This is a genomic window from Humibacillus sp. DSM 29435 (genome assembly GCF_001758225.1).
In the GTDB taxonomy this organism is placed as follows: Bacteria; Actinomycetota; Actinomycetes; order Actinomycetales; family Dermatophilaceae; genus DSM-29435.
The window spans coordinates 283968-304676 of the sequence record NZ_MAST01000001.1; the positions used below are offsets into that span (position 1 = coordinate 283968).

Consider the following 20709-nt stretch of genomic DNA (forward strand, 5'->3'; position numbering starts at 1 on the left):
GTCGCCTCCTCGGCCTCGTTCTCCACGGCGATCGCGCCGCTGGCGTGTGACCGAACGGGTCGTTCGGCCAGGTTCGACGGTAGGGGCCGACCCCGCGTCCGGGTCAACCGATTTGCGGGGCGGACCCTGACGGTGGGGTCACATAGGCTCGCCCCGTGAGTGAGTCAGTCGTCTCCCCCCCGGCGGATGCCGTGGGGCGCGTCAGCACGGCGCCCGGGTTCTTCGTGTGCTTCGAGGGCGGCGACGGCGCCGGCAAGTCCACCCAGGTGCGGCTGCTCACCCAGGCGCTCGAGTCCGATGGCCGTGACGTGCTCGTCACCCGGCAGCCCGGCGGCACCGAGCTCGGCACCGCCATCCGCCAGCTGGTGCTGCACGGCAACCACGTCAGCCCCAGAGCCGAGGCGCTGCTCTTCGCCGCCGACAAGGCCCACCACGTCGACGAGCTGATCCGCCCCGCGCTCGCCGCCGGTCAGATCGTGATCACCGACCGTTACACCGACAGCTCCATCGCGTACCAGGGCGCCGGCCGCGACCTCGGAGCCGACGAGATCCGCGTGCTGCAACGCTGGGCGGTCTCAGGCGTGCTGCCTGACCTGACGGTCGTGCTCGACGTCACCCCGCAGCTGGGCCGCGCCCGGCGCGGCGAGCAGCCCGATCGCCTCGAGGCTGAGGCCGACGCCTTTCACGAAGCGGTGCGTCAGGGCTTTGTCGACCTCGCCGCCCGCGAGCCTGACCGCTACCTCGTGATCGACGCCGGCCGACCGACCGACCAGATCCACGCGATCGTGCGGGCGCGTGTCGAACGGGCGCTGGCGGTGGCGCGATGACGGTCTGGAACGACCTCGTCGGCCAGGAGCCGACCATCGCCACCCTCTCGCGGGCTGTCGCCGACGAGACGGCGATGACCCACGCCTGGCTGTTCACCGGCCCCCCGGGGTCTGGACGGTCGACGGCAGCCCGCGCGTTCGCGGCCGCCCTCCAGTGCCCCGACGGTGGGTGCGGCACGTGCATCGAATGTCGCACCGCCCTCGACGGCTCCCACGCCGACGTCAAGGTCGTCTCGACCCAGGGCCTGTCGATCAAGGTCGCCGAGATGCGCGAGCTCGTGCAGGAGGCAGCCCTGCGACCGTCGGTCGGTCGCTGGCGCGTCATCATCATCGAGGACGCCGACCGGCTCACCGCCTACAGCGACGCGCCCGCCAACGCCCTCCTCAAGGCGCTCGAGGAGCCGACGCCGCGAACGGTGTGGATGCTGTGCGCCCCGAGCCTCGAAGACGTCATCATCACCATCCGGTCGCGATCGCGCCACGTGCGGTTGCGCACCCCCGCGATCGCGGCGGTCGCCGAGCTGTTGCAGCGTCGTGACGGAGCCGACCCGGCCATGGCGCTCTACGCCGCCCGCGCCGCCCAGTCGCACGTCGGGCTGGCGCGTCGGCTCGCCCGTGACGAGGGCGCCCGCATCCGCCGGCACGACGTCATCTCGATGGCGACGAAGATCGTCGGGGTAGGGGATGCCATCGGCGCCGCGGCCGATCTCGCCCAGATCGCCGACGAGGAGTCGAGCGCGAGTGGTGCCGAGCGCGATGCCGCTGAGCGGGCTCGGCTGCTCGAGCTGCTCGGTGCCGACCCGACCGCGCGCACTCAGCCACCCCACATCCGGTCGCAGGTCAGCGCGCTCGAGAAGGAGCAGAAGACCCGGGCCACCCGGTTCGCCCGCGACATGATCGACCGCTCGCTCGTCGACCTCACCTCGATCTACCGCGACGCCCTCGTCACGTCGCTGGGCTCCGGTGTGGCGCTGGTCAACCCTGACGCGATCGACAAGGTGCGGGCGCTGGCCGGCGTCTTCTCCCCTGAGGGTCTGCTCGCGGCGATGGACGCCATCAACGAGGCGCGCGACCGCATCAACGCCAACGTGCCCCCGCTGCTCGCGCTCGAGGCCATGGCCCTGCAGCTACGGGTGCCCCGAGACCTCGGCGCCTGACCCTCCCCGTCGGGTGAGGCTCGGGAGCCAGGTCGACGTCTCCATGTCTCCATGTCTCCATGTCTCGATGTCTTGACGTCTCGATGTCGCAGCCACCCGCCGAGTCGGCGCCGAACGACGTCGCGGGTTACGGTTTCGGGCATGAGTCTCCGGTCGCGCACCCGCGCCGTCGTCGTCGCGGTCGCGGTGGCGACGGTGCTGTCGTCGGCGGGCGCCTGCACCACCTCGGGCCCCGACCCGGTGGCCCCCACCGTCGTCGCGCCGCCTGCGACGGCCGCGCCTGACGCGGCGCTCAGCACGTTCTACGACCAACAGCTGACGTGGCAGGCCTGCGCGACGTTCGAGTGCGCCGACCTGCGCGTGCCCATCGACTACGCGAAGCCGGCTGACGGTCAGATCGACCTCAAAGTGCTCCGGGTCAAGGCACGCGACCAGGGCAAACGGCTCGGCTCCCTCGTGGTCAACCCCGGTGGCCCGGGCGGGTCGGGGGTCGACTATGCCGCGAACGCCGATGCGATCGTCGGCGACTCGGTGCGTCGCTACTACGACGTGGTCGGGTTCGACCCGCGCGGGGTGGGGAGGTCGGCTCCGGTCGACTGCCTCTCCGACCGCCAGCTCGACGCCTTTCTCGGCACCGACCCCACTCCCGACAACCGGGCCGAGGAGCAGCAGCTGCTCGTCGAGGCCAAGGACATGGCGGCCGGCTGCGAGCAGAAGAACGCCAAGCTGCTGCCCCACCTGTCGACCGAGGACGCTGCGAAGGACATGGACGTGCTGCGGGCCGCGCTCGGCGACCCGCAGCTGAACTACCTGGGCAAGTCGTACGGCACCTTCCTCGGCTCGACCTACGCGGGCCTCTTTCCACAGCGGGTCGGTCGGTTCGTGCTCGACGGGGTGGTGCCCCCTGACCTGACGAGCGCCGAGCTGGGCCTCGGTCAGGCCCAGGGTTTCGAGCTGGCCACCCGGTCGTACGTGCAGAGCTGTGTCGACGGTGGCGACTGCATCCTCGGTGGTTCCGTCGACGAGGGCATGCAGTGGATCCGCACCTTCCTCAAGGGCCTCGACGCCAAGCCGTTGCCGTCCGGCGACTCGGCGGTGCCCGAGCTGAACGAGGCGTGGGCCTCTCTCGGCCTGGGCCAGGCCCTCTACGACGAGGGGTCGTGGGGCATCCTCACCGACGCCCTCACAGAGGCGAAGGCGGGCAGCGGCGTCGGCCTGATGAGGCTCGCCGACCAGTACGCCGACCGCGACCCGGGCGGGAAGTACACCGGCAACCTGCTCGAGGTCATCTACGCCGTCAACTGCCTCGACCGGCCCGACAGCCCCGACCTCTCGGCCTACGAGCAGTACGCCAAGGACTTCTCCAAGACCGCGCCGACCTGGGGCCCTTTCCTGGCCTGGGGCGCCCTGCCGTGCGGCGTCTGGCCGGTCAAGGGTGGCACGCCACCGCACACGATCTCGGCTGAGGGCAGCAACACGATCGTCGTGGTCGGCACCACCCGCGACCCGGCCACCATCTACGAGTGGAGCAAGCGGTTGCGTGACCAGCTGAGCAACGCCGTGCTCGTCTCACGTGACGGTGACGGTCACACTGCCTACCGGCGGGGCAACGCCTGCGTCGACTCGGCGATCGACTCCTACTACGTGCAGGGCACCACCCCCAAGGACGGACTTCAATGTTGAACGACGACCACGAGGCAGAGCCCGTTCCGCACGACCTGCCGCAGGGGCCACACCCGACCCAGCCGTATGCGGCCGTGCCGCCGCAGTACACGCCACCGGTACCGCCCTCGCGCAGGCCCGACTCCGCGCCGAGCTCGGGGAGCCAACGGCCACCGGATGCCGGTTCGTCACCAGGCCGTGTCGCCGTCGGCGTCGCCGGTCTGCGCACCCGACGGTCGTTCCCCGTCGTGACGGTCGGGGTGGTTGTCGCGCTGCTCGCTGTCGTCGCGTTCGCGGTCTGGCGCATCGGAGACATCGGCGGGTCGACGCCGGTTGCCGGCCCCACCGCATCCGTCACCCCTCTTGCGGCGCCTGCGACGACCGGCACCGTGCCGACCCCGACGTCACCCACTCCTTCGACGAGTAGCACGACGACGGCCGACTGGGCGCCTGCCCTCAGCGCGTTCTACACGCAGCCGGTCTCATGGTCGAGGTGCTCCGACAAGACGAAGCACCAGTGCGCCACGATCGCGGTGCCGGTCGACTACGCCAAGCCCGACGGCGACCGGTTCGAGCTGGCGCTGCGCAAGGTGTCGGCCCCCAACCCGTCGAAGCAGATCGGGTCGCTGCTCATCAACCCCGGCGGGCCGGGCGGCTCGGGAACCGAGTACGCGCAGTACGCCTCGTTCGTCTTCAGCCCCCAGGTGCGCGCGTCCTACGACATCATCGGGTTCGACCCTCGGGGCATCGGTCAGTCGAGCCCGGTCGGTTGCCTGATCGACAACGACATGGACCTGCTGTTCGCCGACGACCCCACGCCCGACACCCCCGCCGAGAAGGCGAAGCTGCTGGCTGACGCGGATGCCGTCACGGCGCGGTGTGCCGTCAAGGGGGGCGAGCGGGCCCGGCACATGAGCACGGCCGAGGTCGCCCGAGACATGGACGTCATCCGGGTGCTCGTGGGCGACCAGAAGCTCAACTACTTCGGCGTCTCCTACGGCACCATGCTCGGGGCGCTCTACGCCGACCAGTTCCCGCAGAAGGTCGGCCGCTTCGTGCTCGACTCGGCCATCTCGCCGAACCAGACGCAGACGCAGGAGATGACCTACGACATCCAGGGCTTCGAGAGCTCGATCGACGCCTTCACCGACTGGTGCGTGGCCCGCAGCGACTGCGCGCTCGGCACCGACCGGTCGGCCGCCCGGGGCAAGATCGTCACCCTGCTCGACGAGGTGGAGAAGAACGGCCTGCGCACGTCGAAGCCGGGGCTCGAGACGATCGGTGAGGGCTGGGCCAGCTTCGGCATCTTCATGTGCCTCTACTCCGAGCAGAGCTGGCCGACCCTCAACCAGGGCCTGCGCGAAGCGCTCTCGGGCCGCGGCGACACCCTGCTGACGCAGGCGATGACGGTCGTGGGGCGCGACGCCTCAGGGCAGTTCGCCGCCTCGTCGTACCTGCAGGCGATGATCCCGGTGCGTTGCGCAGACTGGCCACGTAGCCCCCAGACCCCCGCGCTGGCAGCCGAGGAGGCCACGGCGAAGGCAGCGCACCCGCTGTGGGCCCGGATGACCGGTGAGCTCTACGACAACTGCAAGAGCTGGCCCGCGGCCGGTCGGACGCCGAAGGGCAAGACGCTTGCGGTGGGGGCGGCCCCGATCCTGGTCATCGGCAACCTGCGTGACCCGGCCACCCCGATCGGCGGCACGAAGCAGCTCGCCGCAGATCTCGACTCCGGCACTCTGGTGACGTCCGACCATGACGGACACGGCACCTACTACGCCGGCAGCGCGTGCGTGGACTCAGCCGTCGACGGCTATCTGAACCAGGGCGTCGTGCCCAGGAACGGTCTCGCCTGCGGACCGTCGCCCGCTGTTCCCTGACCGCCACACGGCGGGCCCTGATACGGGTCTGCCCTTCGACGGACTGGAGGCGCACCCGCTCAACGACCGCCATCAACCGGCCGAGCGTCCAGCGCAACGATGCCGGCACCTACTCGTCGCCGGGCTTCGCGAGACAGCGAGGGTCGCTGCAGCAGTCGGCGCGGGAGCCTTGGCCGTCTCAGATGCGGCCGGTCTCGTGGGCCCACATGGCGACCTCCACGCGGTTTCGGGCGCCAAGCTTTCTCATGAGGCTGGCCAGGTGGGCCTTGACGGTGCTCGGGGTGATGTACAGCTCGCTGGCGATCTCGTTGTTGGTGCGTCCTCGGGCTACCGGTACGAGGACCTGTTCTTCGCGGGCGGTGAGCGGCTCTATCGGCTGTTTCGGTGGTGAGGTCTGTGTGTGGGCGAATGCTGCGAGCAGGCGGACCGTCACGCTGGGTGCGATCAGTGCGTCTCCGTCGGCGGCGGCGTGGATCGCCTGGGTCAGCAGGGCGGGGCCGGCGTCTTTGAGCAGGAACCCGCGGGCGCCGGCCTTGAGTGCGCCGTGGACGTACTCATCAAGGTCGAAGGTGGTGATGACCACGATGGGCAGGGGGTCGACGACGTCGGGGCCGGCGAGTCGACGGGTGGCTTCGATGCCGTCCATCAGCGGCATCCGGATGTCGAACAGGCCCACGTCGGGGCGCAGCCGGAGCGCCAGGCGAACTGCTTCGCGCCCGTCGGCGGCCGCGCCGACCACGTCGATGTCGGGTTGGGCGTCGAGCAGCATCGTCAGCCCGGTGCGCACGATGGGCTGGTCGTCGGCGATGAGAACCTTGATGCTCATCGTGGCATCCCGGTTCGGGGCAGGATCGCTTCGACCCGCCAGCCCCGCTCGACGGTGGGGCCGGCGTCGAAGGTGCCACCGAGCAGGGTGGCGCGCTCGTGCATGCCCACCAGGCCGTAGCCCGCTGGGCCGCGGCCGCCGGCCCCGGAGGAGCCGTCGTCGTCGACGGTCAGTCTTACCCGGTCGGCGTCTGCTGTGACGGCCACGGTGACCTGGGTCGCGTGGCGGGCGTGCCGTCGAGCATTGGTGATGGACTCCTGGGCCAGGCGGTAGATCGCGGCCCCGACCGCCGGGCTGAGGTCGTCGAACTCGCCTGAGAGCGTCACCTCGACGCAGGGCCGCGTCAGGCCATCGGTGGCGAGCTGCTCAACCTCGGCCATGCCGGGTTGCGGTTCGAACTCCGCGTGCTGCGAGGCGCGGAGCACGCCGACGATGGCGCGCAGCTCGGTGAGGGTGCGGGTCGCCGCGTCCTCGATGGTGGCCAGGGCCTCGATGGCCTGCTCGGGATGGGATGCCGCGACGGCGCGGCCTGCTTGAGCCTGGATGGCGATACCCGACACGTGATGGGCCACGGTGTCGTGAAGCTCGCGAGCGAGCTGTTCACGTTCGCGAGCCCTGGCCTGGTCGATGTCGCGGATGCGGACTCTCGCGCCGTACCGGGTCGCGGTGCCGAGCGCTGCGGCGCACAGGAAGAACGCGTAGCCGGCAACCACCTCCGCCAGGCCGGCCGGGTTGGCGACGAGGGTGATGGGTAGCCAGACCAGGATGACACCGAGGCCGCTTGCGGCCTCGCGACCGGAGCCCCACCGGAACAGGGCGTAGGTCAGCACCAGGGTGGCCGAGACACTTGAGGGCAGAGCGCCTTGCGACCCGGTGAGGATTCTGACGAGGTCGACCACGGTCAATGTTCCGAAGGCGACCGCGACCGCGACGAGCGGTTGCTGGCGTCGCCAGAGCAGGGGGGTGACGACCACGATCACGGCGAGCAGCAGCAGCGGGCGCGGCGCCAGATCCTCACCCAGCACGGCCTCCAGCACGGACCAGCAGATCAGAGCGGCGACCAGGGCCCAGTCTCGACGCCCCCTGCCCGGGGGGTCCGCCGGTCGAGGTTCGGCCCACAGCGAGCGGAGTGCGTCGGTGGCCATCTGATCAGCCTAGGCAAGCCGCGTGGTCGGTGTACTGGCCGAAAGTACGAGAGCACGGCTGTGCCCGCGGCCAGGTCAGTTCAGGCTTCTGGGCTGATGTGCCCGCCGCCGCCGGCCGTGATGGTGGAAGCACCCACCCAACCAGATCAAGGAGCAACCTGATGAGAACGCCTCAATCGCACACCGCGCTGGAAGATCTGCGCATGCCCGTGCAGGCCAAGATGGCTGCCGCATGGACCAGCTTGATGTTCCTCGTCATCTACGTCGACTACTACCACCTCTACCAGCCCGGCGCCATCGACCAGATCCGGGGTGGCCGCATCTTTGAGTTCGACATCACTCCGACGTTGATGACCATATTCCTCGTGGTCATTGGGATCCCGGCCCTGATGGTGATGCTCTCCATCACGCTGCCCGCCCGGGTGAACCGCGCCACGAACCTCGTGGTGGCATCGATCTATATCCCGGTCATGGTGTTCAACGCGGCAGGGACGTCCTGGGACTGGGCCTTCTACTACGGCCTTCACATCGGGCTCGAGGTGCTGCTGCTGGCCTTCATCCTGCGCTCCGCCTGGGCCTGGCCGCGCCGCACCGCCTCGCCGGCGACCCTCGCCGCCGGCCTCGACAACGAGCCACGCCGCACGCGGCAGCAGGCCTGACTGCCGCGCGGAAGGTGTCTCCCCGCTCGCGTTCCGCGCGGGAGCGGGTCTCACGATCGTTGGCTCTGGACAGCTCGACGGCGTCGTGGTCGATTTCTCCCGGCCTGCGCCTCTGCGTATACTCGCTGTCCGTGCCAGTCGCTCTCGCCAGCGGCTGGACACGTTGCCGCTTTAGCTCAGTCGGCCAGAGCGATTCACTCGTAATGAATAGGTCATCGGTTCGATTCCGATAAGCGGCTCCACAACAGCACGCCGACGCCTCCGCCTTCGTGGCGGGGGCGTTTCTGCTGCCCCGACTGGGTGGCGGTACCCGCAGCGACGCGGCGGGCGGCGGGCGTCAGCGGCATCCGAGAAGGGCCCCGTCCGCCTGAGCGGGAGGGGCCCTTCTGGGCGAGCGGCTGCGGATCGTTGCTCGTGGCCCGTGCTCGTGGCCCGTAGAAAACGGCCCGCGGCTCGGCTCAGCGGGTCTGGGCGCGCCCACCGCTCGGAACACGCGCCGTCAGGCCACCCGACTGCTCACGCTCGGCCGCGACTGAGCGCCGTGCACCGGGGGCCGGGGTCGCCTCGTAGTACTCCATCGTGCCGGTGACGTCGATGATGACGTCGGTCGAGCCGGAACCGTTGAACACCTTGAAGGCGTTGGTGCTGGCCACGCCCACCATGGCCATGCTGGCCGCGATCGTGCCCTTGGCCGGGTTGAGGTTGCTCACGGCCGGACGGGGCACCCCGCTGAGGCTGCTCCACAACGTCAGGTAGGTGTCTGCGGTCGGCAGCACCCCGGTGACGTTGGCGACGATCGCGCCGGTGTCTGGCCCGGCGACGGTTGACGGGGTGGCGACGGTCTTGGTCTGACCCGCGCCGAGCTTGGTCATTCCCTTGCCGACGCGGGTGTCGACGATCCGCTTGGGGTCGATGCTCTTGAACCGCAGTCCCAGACCCGAGGTGTCGTCGTCGAAGAAGCCGACCACGTCGACGATGACGTGAGAGCTGCCCTTGCTGACGTTGTCGATGTCGAAGGCCTTGACCGGGTAGTCGGCGCAGTCGGTGCAGGTTCTGACGGGGACGACCGCCATGTTGGGGGTTGTCTGCTTCGGCAGGTAGTTGACCGTCGACGTGCCCGGGCGGTTGTCGCTGTCGCCGGCCCAGGCCGTGAGGTAGCCGGGCGCCGTGGGCGCCACCGAGGTGATGTTCACGGCGACCGCCTTGACGTGCAGGCTGTACTCCGGCCCGATGTCGAGCGGAACGGTGAGGTACTTCCCGCTGGGGAGGGGGCTCTTGCCCCACTCCGCGGTACGGGTGTCGACGGCGCGGAAGGGTTCGAAGCGCTGGTAGGAGCCGTAGCTGCCGGCGGTCGCCGTCGTCGACCCGCTCAGGTAGTAGCCGGTGACGTCGGCGAGCACGTGGGTGGAGCCGGTCGCGTTGCGAATGCTCAGCTTTCCGCCGCTGCCGAGGGGGACGGTGACGAGGTTGGCGCGCGTGCCGCCCTTGCCGAAGTTGACGCTCGAGGTGCCCGGGAACGCCCTGCCGGCCGGGTAGGCGGCCAGGTAGCCCGCGGCCGTCGGGTTGACGGCCGTGAGGTTGAGCACGACAGCTGACACGCCGGATGCCGGCACGCCCCCGCGACCGCTGACCTGCAGGCTCACGGTGGCTCCGGGCCCGACCGGAGACGTGGTGGTGACACCGTTCTTCGAGCGAGTGTCGAGGATGCGGGCCGGTCTGACGGAGGTGTAGGCGCCAGTGGTGGCAGTGGTGGCAGTGGTGGCACTGGTGGCGGTCGGGCTCGCCGCGGGGACCGGCGATGCGGTGGCGACCGCCAGGGGGCTCGCGGCCAGGGTGAGCGCGGCGGTGGCGCCGAGCAGGATCGACGTGCGCATGGGTGGGTGTTCTTTCGTCCGGCCGATGGGTGACGGCTGAAGGTAACCCTGATGAACTACCCCAGCCGGTGAAATTAGTGACGTTTCGGTCACAACGGCCGATCGTGCACGCTGAGGGTGGGCGACCGAGCCGGGTCAGGCGGTCGAACCCTCGGCCGCGGCGTTGCCCTCGCGCTCGCTCTCACGCAGGATGCCGGAGCACGCCCATGACAGCAGCACTGCGGCTGCCGCCGCGCCGACGGTGACGGCATACGCAGGGGTGTGGCCGCCCCAGTCGGCGAGCCGACCAGAGGCGGCAGCGCCGATCGCGTAACCGAGCCCGGTCGCGGCGGCGAGGATCGTCATGGCGGCTCCGGTGCGTGAGGGCGGGGTGACCCGCTCGCCGAGGGTGAAGGTCGTGATCACGTAAGGGGCGATGGTGCAGCCGAGCACGAGCAGCACCGGAACGAGGCCGCCGAGGGAGTTGACGAGCAGCAGCGGGGCGGTGAGCACGAGCAGGCTGATGGCGAACCAGCGGAGCCGGGCCGGCAGCGAGAAGGATGCCGGGAGCGCGGCCATGCCCAGGCCCGCGGCCACGCTGCCCACCCCGAGCAGGGCGTGGAAGTAGCCGGTCAGCCCGGGTGAGCCGGAGGCGGTGGCGAGCACCGTCGTGCCGGTCTGCACCGAGCCGAACACCGTGCCGATGAGCAGCTGGGCGCCGCACAGCACGAGGAGAGCGGGGGTGAGCAGGCGCCCCGTCGAGGCACCGGCGCTCGCCGTGGCCGCGTGGGTCGTTCGTGCCGTGTCGTGCAGCGCGAACCAGGTGCCGAAGACGCCGAGGCCGACGGCTGCGATCACCAGCGCCACCGTCGGGTTGGCGACCGAGACGCCGAGGCCCACCAGGGCCGGCCCGAGCACGAACGAGGCTTCGTCTGCGGCGCCCTCGTACGAGAAGGCGACGTCGACGAGGCGGCCCTGCGACAAGCCCGCGTCGGCCGTGATCGGGCGCCAACGCACCCGGGCCAGGGGGCCGATCTGGGGCAGCAGCAGCCCGGTGACGGCGCTCGCGGCGGCAGCCATCCCCCAGGGCAGCTCGGCGTGCACGACGAGGAGCACCACGATCAGGGCGGTGGCCCCGGACAGCGACTGGAACGCCACCACTCGCCGTTGGCCGAGACGGTCGGCACGCGTCCCCCAGAACGGGGCGCCGACGGCATTGGCCACGGCGAGGGCACCCGCACAGAAGCCCCCCGCGCCGTAGCTGCCGGTCTGGCCGGCCACGAGCAGCAGGATGCCCAGCTGGCTCATCGCGAGCGGCATCCGAGCGAGGAACGCGACCACGACGTAGGTCGTGCCGGTCAGGTTGAACAGGCGGCGGTACGAGTCGATCGGTGACACGGGCGGCTCCGGGACGAGAGACCTTCGCGGGTACGCGAAAGGGGTGTGTGCCTACCCGCCCTTCAGGCACACCGGATCCCTGTGCACCGCCAGTCTACGAGCCAGGGTCGGGCTGGCCCAAGTCGTCGCCGACCCTCGATGCGGCGGCTCTCATCCGCCGTCGTGCCGGCTCGGGCCGGGACCGGGGGCAAAGCGGTGGACCAGCTCGACCGCACCCGCGCCCACGGCGCCGACCGCGAGCGACTGCCAGACCAGACCGGCCGGGGCGTCGAACCCGAAGAGCTCGCGGCCGGCCGGCAGCACGAACGCGAGAACGGCCACGGCGACGAGAGACCCGACGAGCACGACCTTCCACGCGGCCAAAGGTCGAGCGAGCACGATGAGGATGGCGAAGAAGACGACGAGCAGGGTGATGGTCGCCCCGGTGCCGGTCTGCCAGCAGGCGTGGTCGGGCACCGTCGACTGGCCGGGCGCCACCGTGCACCGCCTCAGGAACTCTTCGCCGGGAACGCCGTAGTTGCGGTTCGCGATGAGGTACGAGGCGAACACCGACACCCCTGCCACGACTCCCACCGGCACGGCGAACCGCAACACCCGACCGAGAAAGCCGGGAACGTAGCGGCGGGGGGTCGGCCCCAGCGCGGGGAAGAACGCGGGGATGCCGATCGTGACCGCTGAGACGAGGCTCAGGTGGCGCGGTAGGAAGGGGAACGGCAACAGGGCGATCGCGGCGGCAAGAATCGCGACGAGGCTCATCGCGTTCTTGGCCACGAAGAGGTTGGCGACGCGCTCGACGTTCGCGATGACCCGGCGTCCCTCGGCGAGCACCCGGGGCAGGTGCGAGAACTTTCCGTCGAGCAGCACGAGCTCGGCGACGGCTTTGGTGGCCTGGGCTCCGTTGCCCATCGCGACACCGATGTCGGCGTCCTTGAGGGCCAGCGCGTCGTTGACCCCGTCACCGGTCATCGCCACCACGTGCCCGTCGGCCTGCAGGGCGTGCACGAAGGCGCGCTTCTGCTCGGGGCTGACCCGACCGAAGACGCTGGCGGTGCGCAGCACCTCGCGCAGGGAGTCGGGGTCGTCAGACAGCGTGCGGGCGTCGACCGGCTCGCCGACATCGAGGCCGACCTCGCGCGCTACCGCCGCGACCGTCGCCGGGTTGTCGCCCGAGATGACCTTGACCGCCACGCCCTGCTCGGCGAAGTAGGCGAACGTCTCCCTGGCGTCGGGGCGCACCTGCTCGGTCAGCGTCACGAGCCCGGCCGGGGTGAGGTCGTCCGGCAACTCCGTCTCGGTGAGCGGCTGCGGGCTGCGGGCGATCATCACGACGCGGCGGCCCGAGGCGGCCAGGTGGGCGACCTGCTGACGGATGCCGTCGCTGGGCGGGCCGTCGCCCGGCCGGCTGCCGCTGGTCGCGCAGTGAGCGAGCAGCACCTCGGGGGCTCCGAGCACCCAGGTGTCGTGTCCCTCGAAGGTGGCCGCGCTCCACTTGCGGGTCGAGTTGAAGGCGACGCTGTGGGTGCGGGTCCAGCCGGGGGGGGCGATGGCGCGACCGATGGCCAACAGGGTGCCGTTGGCGAACGGGTCGTCGGCGATCGCTCCGAGCGCTTGACGGGTGGCGTCGGCGTCGGCGTCGGCCTCGCGACGCGGCAGCGGGTGCAGCTGCTCGAACGCGATGTCGCCGATCGTGAGGGTGCCGGTCTTGTCGACGCAGACGACGTCGACCCGGGCCAGGCCCTCGACCGCCGGAAGCTGCTGCACGAGCACCTGCTGGCGGGTCAGCTGAACGGCCGAGAGGAGGAAGGCGACCGAGGTCAACAGCACCAGGCCCTCGGGCACCAGCCCGACCACGCCGGCGGCCGAGCGGATGACCACCTCGCGCCAGCCCTGCTCACCGACGGCGCGCCACTGCGACCACAACGCGACGGGCAGGGCGATGACGATGACCCAGGTGATGTACCGCAGCAGGGTGTTGACCGAGTCCTGGATCTCCGACCTCGTGCGGGTGAAACGGCGGGCATCGGCCGCGATCTTGTTGACGTAGGCGTCGGCTCCCACCGCCCTCGCGCGGTACCGGCCCGAGCCGGACACGACGGTGGTGCCCGAGCGAACCTGCTCACCGGCGGCGTGTGGCACGGGGTCGGCCTCACCCGTGAGGTTCGACTCGTCGAGCTCGAGCCCGTTCGCGCTGGTCAGGGGGCCGTCGGCGGGCACCTCATCGCCGGTGCGCAGCTCGATGAGGTCGTCGAGCACGACCTCGCTCGTCGGCACGTCGATGATCTGACCGTCGCGCACCACTCTCGTCGTGGGGGAGTTCAGCAGCGCGAGCCGGTCGAGCTTGCGCTTGGCGAGGTACTCCTGCACGATCCCGATCGCCGAGTTGAGCACGAGCACGCCGCCGAAGAGCCCGTCTGCGAACGAGCCGGTGACCATGACGAGCACGAAGAGGGCGCCGAGGATGGCGTTGAACCGGGTCAGCACGTTGGCCCGGAAGATCTCCGCCAGCGAGCGCGACGTGCGTTCGGTGAGGGCGTTGACCTGGCCCCGGGCCACCCGGTCCGCCACCTCGGCGCTGGTCAGCCCCGTCTGGCGCTCGGCAGTGGTCTCACGGGCAGTCGTCACGACGACATCCTCGCCCACGACCACGCAGCGGTCCGGGATGCCGGTGGGCCGCGGGGATCGGACCGTGGCGGGGTTTGGTGGGGTCGTGGGGGCATCTGGCCGCGGGGATCGGACCGTGGCGGGGTTGTCGGCGTGGATGCCGGTGGGGCCGCGGGGATCGGACCGTGGCGGGGTTTGGTGGGGTTGGTCCCGGCATCCGGCCGCGGGGATCGGACCGTGGCGGGGTTTGGTGGGGTCGGGGGCGGCATCCGGCCGCGGGGATCGGACCGTGGCGGGCATCGGGGTGCTGGGACGCGCGCCCCCGCACCACGGGGCGCGAGATGCGGGAGTGCGCCTGCGTCGATTCGTGACAGGATGACCTCCGTGTCAGAGTCGAAGAATCGTGCCCGCGCCACAGCGGCGTCCTACTCGATCACCATGCGCATCCACGCCGGCACCGATCCTGCCGTCATCGGGGCGCTTGCGATGAAGGTGGCCGACGGAGGTGGCATCACCACCGCCCTCGACATCGTCGACTCCCACCCCGACCGACTGGTCATCGACCTCACCTGCTCGGCGTCGAACGCCGACCACGCCGGCGAGATCGTCGACGCGGTCGAGACGCTCGAAGGTGTGCACGTGCACAAGGTCAGCGACCGCGTGTTCCTGCTCCACCTCGGCGGCAAGATCAGCGTCGAGAGCAAGGTGCCCATGCGCAACCGGCAAGACCTCGCGATGGCGTACACGCCCGGTGTCGGCCGCGTGAGCCAGGCTCTGTTCGAGCACCCAGAAGATGTGGGCCGCCTCACGATCAAGGGCAACTCGGTCGCGGTCGTCACCGACGGCACTGCCGTGCTGGGCCTCGGCGACATCGGCCCGATGGCCGCGCTACCCGTGATGGAGGGCAAGGCGGCGCTGTTCAAGCGGTTCGCCGACATCGACGCTTGGCCGATCTGCCTCGACACCAAAGACGTCGACGAGATCGTGCGCACCGTCGAGCTCATCGCGCCCGGCTTCGGAGGCATCAACCTCGAGGACATCTCCTCGCCCCGCTGCTTCGAGGTCGAGGCGAAGCTGCGCGAGCGGCTCTCGATCCCGGTGTTCCACGACGACCAGCACGGCACCGCCATCGTCGTGCTCGCAGCGTTGACCAACGCCCTGCGGCTCATCGACAAGCCGCTGCCCGACGCCAAGATCCTCGTCTCGGGTGGCGGGGCCGCCGGCTCGGCGATCGTGCAGCTGCTGCTTGCGGCCGGCGCGGTCGACGTCACCGTGTCTGATCGGGCCGGACTGCTCAACAAGGCCGATGACACTCTCACCCCGGCGTGGAAGAGCCTGGCCGAGAAGACCAACCCCCGCGGGCTCACTGGCACGCTCCGTCACGGCCTGCAGGGAGCTGACGTCTTCATCGGCGTCAGCGCCCCCAACATCATGGATGCCGACTGGATCGACGAGATGGGCGAGAAGCCGATCGTGTTCGCCCTGGCCAACCCCGACCCCGAGGTCGACATCTACCTCGCCACGCAGAAGGCGACCGTCACCGCCTCCGGTCGCAGCGACTACCCCAACCAGATCAACAACGTGCTGGCCTTCCCCGGGGTCTTCCGCGGGCTGCTCGACGCACGGGCCACCGACGTCACGACCGAGATGCTGATCAAGGCGGCCGAGGCCATCGCCTCGGTGGTCACCGACGAACAGCTCAACGCGAACTACATCATTCCCAGCGTCTTCCAGCCCGACATGGCCAAGACCGTCGCGAAGGCCATTGTCGACTGCGTGCCCAAGGCGCCGGCGGCCAAGTCGGCGGCCACGAGCGCCATCGACTGAGAAGGGCTGTTCGTCCGAGATCCGCACGTCTGAGATCTGCACGTCTGAGAACCGCACGTCCGTGAGGCCAGCATGACCCAGCACGACCGGCCTGCCCAGCGCTACGCCCTCGACGGGCGCCGCGCGTGGGCGGTTTGGGGTACGGCGATCTTGGTGTACGTGCTCGCCGTCTTCCACCGCACCTCGCTCGGGGTGGCCGGTCTGGATGCCGCTGAACGCTTCGGTATCAGCAGTGCCCAGCTCTCGACCTTCACCATCGTGCAGGTCGCCATCTATGCGGCGATGCAGATTCCGGTCGGGGCGCTGCTCGACCGGTTCGGGTCGAAGAAGCTGCTCGGGGTCGGCCTGACCCTGCTCACGGTGTCGCAGTTCGCGTTCGCCTTCGTCGACTCCTTCGAGGCCGCGCTCGTCTGCCGGGTGCTGCTGGGCATGGGTGACGCGATGGTCTTCATCTCGGTGCTGCGTCTCGTGGCGCTCTGGTTCTCACCGCGCCGCACGCCCATGGTCACCCAGATGACGGGCCTGCTCGGTCAGATCGGGGCGCTGGCCGCGGCCGGGCCGCTCGCGTTCTCGCTGCACCGGTTCGGCTGGACCCCCTCGTACGCTGTGGCGTCGTCTCTCGGTGTCATCTCCGGCATCCTGCTCGTCATCGTCGTCAAGGACAGCCCGTACGCCGACCAGCGCCGCGACGAGCTGCGGTTGCGCGCCATCGCCCGCACCCTGAAGCAGGCCTGGCTCGTGCCCGGCACCCGGCTCGGTCTGTGGTCGCACTTCACGTCCCAGTTCTCCGCGAACATGTTCACGATGCTGTGGGGCTTCCCGTTCCTCGTCGCGGGGGAGGGGCTCTCGGAGGCGACGGCGAGTGTGCTGCTCATGGCGATGACGGCGACGGCCATGGTCTCCAGCCCGATCATCGGCACGATGACGATGCGCTTCCCGTTCTCTCGAAGCACGTTGGTGCTGGGCATCGTCGCGGCCGCGATCGTGGCGTGGACGACGGTGTTGCTGTGGCCCGGTCGGGCACCCACCTGGATGCTGGTGATCCTGGTCGTGGTGATCGCCGTGGGGGGCCCCGGCTCGATGATCGGCTTCGACCTGGCGCGCACCTTCAACCCTCCGACCCGCATCGGCAGCGCCTCCGGCATCGTCAACACCGGGGGGTTCATCGCGACCCTCGCTGGCGTCGCGATGGTCGGCATCGTGCTCGACCGCGTCGCCCCGGGCGGCCCTTCCACCTGGGACGTCGACGCCTTCCGGGTCGCGATGACGGTGCAGTATCCGGTGTGGGCCCTGGGCCTGGTGATGATCCTGCGGTTCCGTCGTCGGGCTCGCCGGGCGGCGCTCGCGGCCGACCCCGACGGGTACGCCGACATCAAGGCCGGCAAGCCGGTCACCTTCCACTGAGCGCCGGCCCAGCGGCATCCTCGACCGGCCACCCAGCTGCATTGACGCAACACACCGAGCAATCACCAACTCACCGGGTTGTTACCCGGTGAGTTGGTGGTTACTCGGTGTGTTGGCGGGATGGGGCCTCAGGCGTCGCCGACCGACAAGGCCTCGGCCTCGACCCGCGAGGTGACCGGCTCGGCGCCGTGGCCGGGCTCGGCGTCGAGGATGCGGAAGATGCTCTTCGCGGTGAGCAGCACCAGCACGGCGAGCACCACGGCGCCCGAGCCGACCCAGAACGGGAGGTGGATCGACTTCTCGCCGAGCGTGCCGGCGAGCCAGGGCGCCACGGCCCCGCCGCCGAAGCGCACGAAGCTGTAGGCGGCCGAGGCGACACCACGCTCGACGGGGGAGATCTTCATGACGGTCTCGGTGATGAGCGTGTTGTTCACCCCGAGGAAGGCTCCGGACAGCACGACCCCGACCACGAGCACGGTCTTGCTGTCGGTGCCGAGTGCCATCGCGGCGAGAATGACCGCGAAGCCGAGCAGAGCGCCAGAGATGGCGGCCAGAGTGCCCACCTTGCGCTGGATCCACGGGGCGACGAACACGGAGGTCAGGGCGAGCAGCAGGCCCCAGCCGAAGAAGATGAAGCCGATCTGCTGCGCCCCGAGGCCCAGGGGGAACGGGGTGAAGGCGAGCAGGGTGAAGAAGCCGAAGTTGTAGAGCAGCGCGGTGATGCCGACGGTGAGCAGCCCGCGGTGACCCAGCGCTCGCAGCGGGGCCGTCAACGAGGTCGTCTGCGGTGACCTCGGGGTCTTCGGGAGGCTGGTGGCGGTGGCGATGAAGGCGACGGCCATGAGGATGGCGACGCCGAAGAACGGCCAGCGCCACGAGATGCTGCCGAGCCAGCCGCCGAGCAGCGGGCCGGTGGCGATACCGACGCCCAGCGCGGCCTCGTAGAGGATGATCGCCTGCTTCACCGAGCCGGATGCCGCGTTCACGATCGTTGCGAGGGCGGTGGCGATGAAGAGCGCGTTGCCGAGGCCCCAGAGCGCACGGAAGGCCACGATGCCGCCGATGGTGTCCTGGCTGCCAGCGAACGCGGCGCCGATGATGATCAGGGCCAGCCCGACGAGCAGGGTGCGCTTGGCGCCGATACGGCTGCTGACCCATCCGGTGCCGAGCATCGCGACGCCGGTGACGGCGAGGTAGCTGGTGAACAGCAGTGACACCTGGGAGGGGCTCGCACCGAGCTGGTCGGCGATCGGCTTGAGGATGGGGTCGACGAGCCCGATCCCCATGAAGGAGATCACGGAGGCGAAGGCGACTGACCAGACGGTCTTGGATTGACGCAACATGCGACGGTCATCCGTCCTTTCAGGAGGTGGTGTGGTCTGTGGCTTCGGTAGCGGCCCGAAGCAGCTCGTTGATGACCTCGACGGCGACGCGCATCCGGTCACGGCCGGTGTCGTCGAGCTGGTCGAGCGCGGGGGCGAGCACGGCGAGGCGAGCCCGTCGCACCCCGGCGAGGGCGGCCTGGCCGGCCTCAGTGAGTGAGACGACACTGGCCCGCGCGTCGTCGGGGTCGCCCTCACGGCGCACCCAGCCGGCGGCCTCCACCTTGTGCAGCTGGGTGGTGATGGTGGGCTGGCTGCTGTGGTCGGCGGCGGCGAGCACACTGACGCGTGACGGGCCGAGCTCGTCGACCAGGGCGAGCAGCCGGGCCTGCGCGAACGGCACGTCGAACGAGGCATTGCGGCTGGCCCAACGCGAGAGGCGCGCGGCCGAGCGCAACAGGTCGTTGCCCAGGCTGTCGGTCTCGATCACCAGATCAAGATACATAGATAATCTATGTATCGCAACCGGCCGCCGTCGGAGAGAGGGGTGGGGCGAGCCGGGTCAGGGCAGGAGGGCGTCGGCGATCTCGGTCAGGTGGTCGAGGTCGGCGAGGTCGAGCACCTGCAGGTACATCCGCTCGGTGCCGACCGCCGCGAAGGCGGCCAGCTTCTCGGCGATCTGCTCGCCCGTACCGGCCAGGGAGTTCTCGCGCAGGTCATCCAGGTCACGCCCGATCGCCGCCGCCCGACGCCGCAGGGTCGCGTCGTCGTTGCCGAGGCACACCGCCTGGGCCGAGGAGTAGACCAGGTCGCCGGGGTCGCGGCCGTGTTCCTGCGCCATCTCGCGAACCCGGGCGAACAGCTCTCCGGTCGCGGCGGCGGGCTGGAACCCGGCGTTGAACTCAGCGGCATACCGAACGGCGAGCGAGGGGGTGCGCCGCTTGCCCCCGCCGCCGATGATGATCGGCACCCCGCCGGCCTGAACCGGCTTGGTCAGGCCGGGGGAGTCGACCACGGGGTAGTGGGCGCCCGCGTGGCTGAAGGTCTCGCCGGGTCGGGTCGCCCAGAGGCCGGTGATCACCGCGAGCTGCTCCTCGAGGCGGTCGAAGCGCTCGCCGACCGCCGGGAACGGGATGCCGTAGGCCTCGTGCTCGGCCTCGTGCCACCCGGCGCCCAGGCCGAGCTCGACCCGGCCGCCGCTCATCTGGTCGACCCCGGCGACCTGGATCGACAGGGGCCCGGGCAGCCGGAAGGTGGCCGAGCTGACCAGCGTGCCCAGCCTGATGGTGGTCGTGTCGCGAGCCAGCCCGGCGAGGGTGGTCCAGGCGTCGGTCGGCCCAGGCCCACCGTCGCCGCCCATGTGCAGGTAGTGGTCGGAGCGGAAGAAGCCACTGAAGCCGAGCTGCTCGGCGGCAAGCGCCACGGCGAGCAGCTCGTCGTAGGTCGCGCCCTGTTGGGGCTCGGTGAAGATGCGCAGGTCCATGAGCCCATCCTGCCCCCCCCGGGACGCGGGGGAGCGCGGGGGAGCGCGGGCGGCTCAGTGACCCTGTGGCATCGCCCAGCGCGCTGTTGACAGTCCCTGCTCGGTGGCGCGCACGATGGCCTCGCCGATGACCCTCTCGGCCGCCGCGCAGTCGGCCCAGTCGGAGGCCTCGACGAACTTGCCCGGTTCGAGGGTCTTGTAGTTCTCGAAGAAGTGCTGGATCTCATCGAGCGTGAAGCGGCTGATATCGCCGAGGTCCTGAAGGTGCTCGGTGCGCGGGTCGACCGGCACGCACAGCACCTTGTCGTCGCCGCCGGAGTCATCGGTCATGTGGAAGATACCGACGGGACGCGCCTTCACGACGACACCCGGGAAGAGCGGCTCGGGCAGCAGCACCAGGGCGTCGAGCGGGTCGCCGTCCTCGCCGAGGGTGTCCTCAATGTAGCCGTAGTCGGCCGGGTAGGCCATCGGCGTGAAGAGGTAGCGGTCGAGGCGCACCCTGCCCGTCGCGTGGTCGATCTCGTACTTGTTGCGCTGGCCGCGCGGGACCTCGATGGTGACGTCGAACTCCACGTCTTCCCCTTCGTGTGTGCCCTGTGATGGCTTCCCGGTCGTCGCGATGACGACCGGCCCTGCCCACATCAGGCTGCTGCTGACAGAATCTC

16 protein-coding genes, 1 tRNA gene and 1 CRISPR repeat array are annotated in these 20709 nt (G+C 70.3%); of the genes, 8 read left to right on the forward strand and 9 right to left on the reverse strand.

Annotated elements, in window-relative coordinates; all coding sequences use genetic code 11:
* Positions 1-155: 155 nt before the first annotated feature.
* The 4 genes from tmk to BA895_RS01330 all read left to right on the forward strand — a co-directional run bounded on the left by tmk (position 156) and on the right by BA895_RS01330 (position 5526).
* Positions 156-827 carry a dTMP kinase gene (tmk, locus tag BA895_RS01315; protein ID WP_070190051.1) on the forward strand — a complete coding sequence of 224 codons (672 nt, stop codon included), beginning with the start codon at positions 156-158 and terminating at the stop codon, positions 825-827.
* A complete protein-coding gene (locus tag BA895_RS01320) occupies positions 824-1984 on the forward strand; it encodes a DNA polymerase III subunit delta' (RefSeq protein ID WP_070190052.1) in 1161 nt (386 codons plus the stop codon). Before tmk ends, BA895_RS01320 begins: the two co-directional genes overlap by 4 nt.
* Before the next feature lie 141 nt (positions 1985-2125).
* Entirely contained in the window at positions 2126-3667 is a 1542-nt protein-coding gene (locus BA895_RS01325; RefSeq protein ID WP_070190053.1) for an alpha/beta hydrolase, read from the forward strand.
* Complete coding sequence (locus BA895_RS01330) at positions 3661-5526, forward strand: alpha/beta hydrolase (protein ID WP_070190054.1); 1866 nt, start codon at positions 3661-3663, stop codon at positions 5524-5526. Before BA895_RS01325 ends, BA895_RS01330 begins: the two co-directional genes overlap by 7 nt.
* A gap of 178 nt (positions 5527-5704) precedes the next feature.
* On the opposite strand, the gene BA895_RS01335 is transcribed toward BA895_RS01330, so the two are convergent.
* Both BA895_RS01335 and BA895_RS01340 read right to left on the reverse strand, forming a co-directional pair.
* Entirely contained in the window at positions 5705-6352 is a 648-nt protein-coding gene (locus BA895_RS01335; protein WP_070190055.1) for a response regulator transcription factor, read from the reverse strand.
* On the reverse strand, positions 6349-7497 hold the full coding sequence (locus tag BA895_RS01340) for a sensor histidine kinase (RefSeq protein WP_070190056.1): 1149 nt from the start codon (positions 7495-7497) through the stop codon (positions 6349-6351). The genes BA895_RS01335 and BA895_RS01340 overlap by 4 nt, the downstream gene beginning before the upstream one ends.
* A gap of 161 nt (positions 7498-7658) precedes the next feature.
* Here BA895_RS01340 and BA895_RS01345 point away from each other — a divergent pair, with 161 nt between their 5' ends.
* The gene (locus BA895_RS01345; protein WP_070190057.1) at positions 7659-8156 is read left to right on the forward strand and encodes a DUF6326 family protein; all 498 of its coding nucleotides are present in this window, start codon (positions 7659-7661) and stop codon (positions 8154-8156) included.
* Between the two features lie 165 nt (positions 8157-8321).
* Positions 8322-8398 (forward strand) — tRNA-Thr (locus BA895_RS01350).
* A 216-nt stretch (positions 8399-8614) separates the two neighbouring features.
* Here BA895_RS01350 and BA895_RS01355 read toward each other — a convergent pair.
* The 3 genes from BA895_RS01355 to BA895_RS01365 form a co-directional block, all read right to left on the reverse strand.
* Entirely contained in the window at positions 8615-10030 is a 1416-nt protein-coding gene (locus tag BA895_RS01355) for a hypothetical protein (protein ID WP_070190058.1), read from the reverse strand.
* Between the two features lie 135 nt (positions 10031-10165).
* Positions 10166-11407 carry an MFS transporter gene (locus BA895_RS01360; protein WP_070190059.1) on the reverse strand — a complete coding sequence of 414 codons (1242 nt, stop codon included), beginning with the start codon at positions 11405-11407 and terminating at the stop codon, positions 10166-10168.
* A gap of 150 nt (positions 11408-11557) precedes the next feature.
* On the reverse strand, positions 11558-14029 hold the full coding sequence (locus BA895_RS01365; protein ID WP_070190265.1) for an HAD-IC family P-type ATPase: 2472 nt from the start codon (positions 14027-14029) through the stop codon (positions 11558-11560).
* A 46-nt stretch (positions 14030-14075) separates the two neighbouring features.
* A CRISPR array of direct repeats spans positions 14076-14308; the repeat unit is 29 nt; unit sequence GGCCGCGGGGATCGGACCGTGGCGGGGTT.
* A gap of 75 nt (positions 14309-14383) precedes the next feature.
* Here BA895_RS01365 and BA895_RS01370 point away from each other — a divergent pair.
* The gene (locus tag BA895_RS01370) at positions 14384-15835 is read left to right on the forward strand and encodes an NAD-dependent malic enzyme (protein WP_070190060.1); all 1452 of its coding nucleotides are present in this window, start codon (positions 14384-14386) and stop codon (positions 15833-15835) included.
* Positions 15836-15907: 72 nt separating this feature from the next.
* A complete protein-coding gene (locus BA895_RS01375; RefSeq protein WP_070190061.1) occupies positions 15908-17239 on the forward strand; it encodes a nitrate/nitrite transporter in 1332 nt (443 codons plus the stop codon).
* 128 nt (positions 17240-17367) lie between these two features.
* On the opposite strand, the gene BA895_RS01380 is transcribed toward BA895_RS01375, so the two are convergent.
* The 4 genes from BA895_RS01380 to BA895_RS01395 all read right to left on the reverse strand — a co-directional run bounded on the left by BA895_RS01380 (position 17368) and on the right by BA895_RS01395 (position 20617).
* Positions 17368-18582 carry an MFS transporter gene (locus tag BA895_RS01380; RefSeq protein ID WP_070190062.1) on the reverse strand — a complete coding sequence of 405 codons (1215 nt, stop codon included), beginning with the start codon at positions 18580-18582 and terminating at the stop codon, positions 17368-17370.
* Positions 18583-18601: 19 nt separating this feature from the next.
* Positions 18602-19051, reverse strand: a complete 450-nt coding sequence (locus BA895_RS01385) for a MarR family winged helix-turn-helix transcriptional regulator (RefSeq protein ID WP_083282891.1) — start codon at positions 19049-19051, stop codon at positions 18602-18604.
* A 72-nt stretch (positions 19052-19123) separates the two neighbouring features.
* A complete protein-coding gene (locus tag BA895_RS01390; RefSeq protein WP_070190064.1) occupies positions 19124-20044 on the reverse strand; it encodes a TIGR03560 family F420-dependent LLM class oxidoreductase in 921 nt (306 codons plus the stop codon).
* A gap of 54 nt (positions 20045-20098) precedes the next feature.
* The gene (locus BA895_RS01395; protein WP_070190266.1) at positions 20099-20617 is read right to left on the reverse strand and encodes an inorganic diphosphatase; all 519 of its coding nucleotides are present in this window, start codon (positions 20615-20617) and stop codon (positions 20099-20101) included.
* Positions 20618-20709 lie beyond the last annotated feature (92 nt).

What these genes read in the sequence shown, in the direction of transcription:
- BA895_RS01320 (WP_070190052.1), top strand. Translation starts at nt 824, where the DNA reads ATGACGGTCTGGAACGACCTCGTCGGCCAGGAGCCGACCATCGCCACC.
- BA895_RS01325 (WP_070190053.1), top strand. Translation starts at nt 2,126, where the DNA reads ATGAGTCTCCGGTCGCGCACCCGCGCCGTCGTCGTCGCGGTCGCGGTG.
- BA895_RS01330 (WP_070190054.1), top strand. Translation starts at nt 3,661, where the DNA reads ATGTTGAACGACGACCACGAGGCAGAGCCCGTTCCGCACGACCTGCCG.
- BA895_RS01335 (WP_070190055.1), bottom strand. Translation starts at nt 6,352, where the DNA reads ATGAGCATCAAGGTTCTCATCGCCGACGACCAGCCCATCGTGCGCACC.
- BA895_RS01340 (WP_070190056.1), bottom strand. Translation starts at nt 7,497, where the DNA reads ATGGCCACCGACGCACTCCGCTCGCTGTGGGCCGAACCTCGACCGGCG.
- BA895_RS01345 (WP_070190057.1), top strand. Translation starts at nt 7,659, where the DNA reads ATGAGAACGCCTCAATCGCACACCGCGCTGGAAGATCTGCGCATGCCC.
- BA895_RS01355 (WP_070190058.1), bottom strand. Translation starts at nt 10,030, where the DNA reads ATGCGCACGTCGATCCTGCTCGGCGCCACCGCCGCGCTCACCCTGGCC.
- BA895_RS01370 (WP_070190060.1), top strand. Translation starts at nt 14,384, where the DNA reads ATGACCTCCGTGTCAGAGTCGAAGAATCGTGCCCGCGCCACAGCGGCG.
- BA895_RS01375 (WP_070190061.1), top strand. Translation starts at nt 15,908, where the DNA reads ATGACCCAGCACGACCGGCCTGCCCAGCGCTACGCCCTCGACGGGCGC.
- BA895_RS01380 (WP_070190062.1), bottom strand. Translation starts at nt 18,582, where the DNA reads ATGTTGCGTCAATCCAAGACCGTCTGGTCAGTCGCCTTCGCCTCCGTG.
- BA895_RS01390 (WP_070190064.1), bottom strand. Translation starts at nt 20,044, where the DNA reads ATGGACCTGCGCATCTTCACCGAGCCCCAACAGGGCGCGACCTACGAC.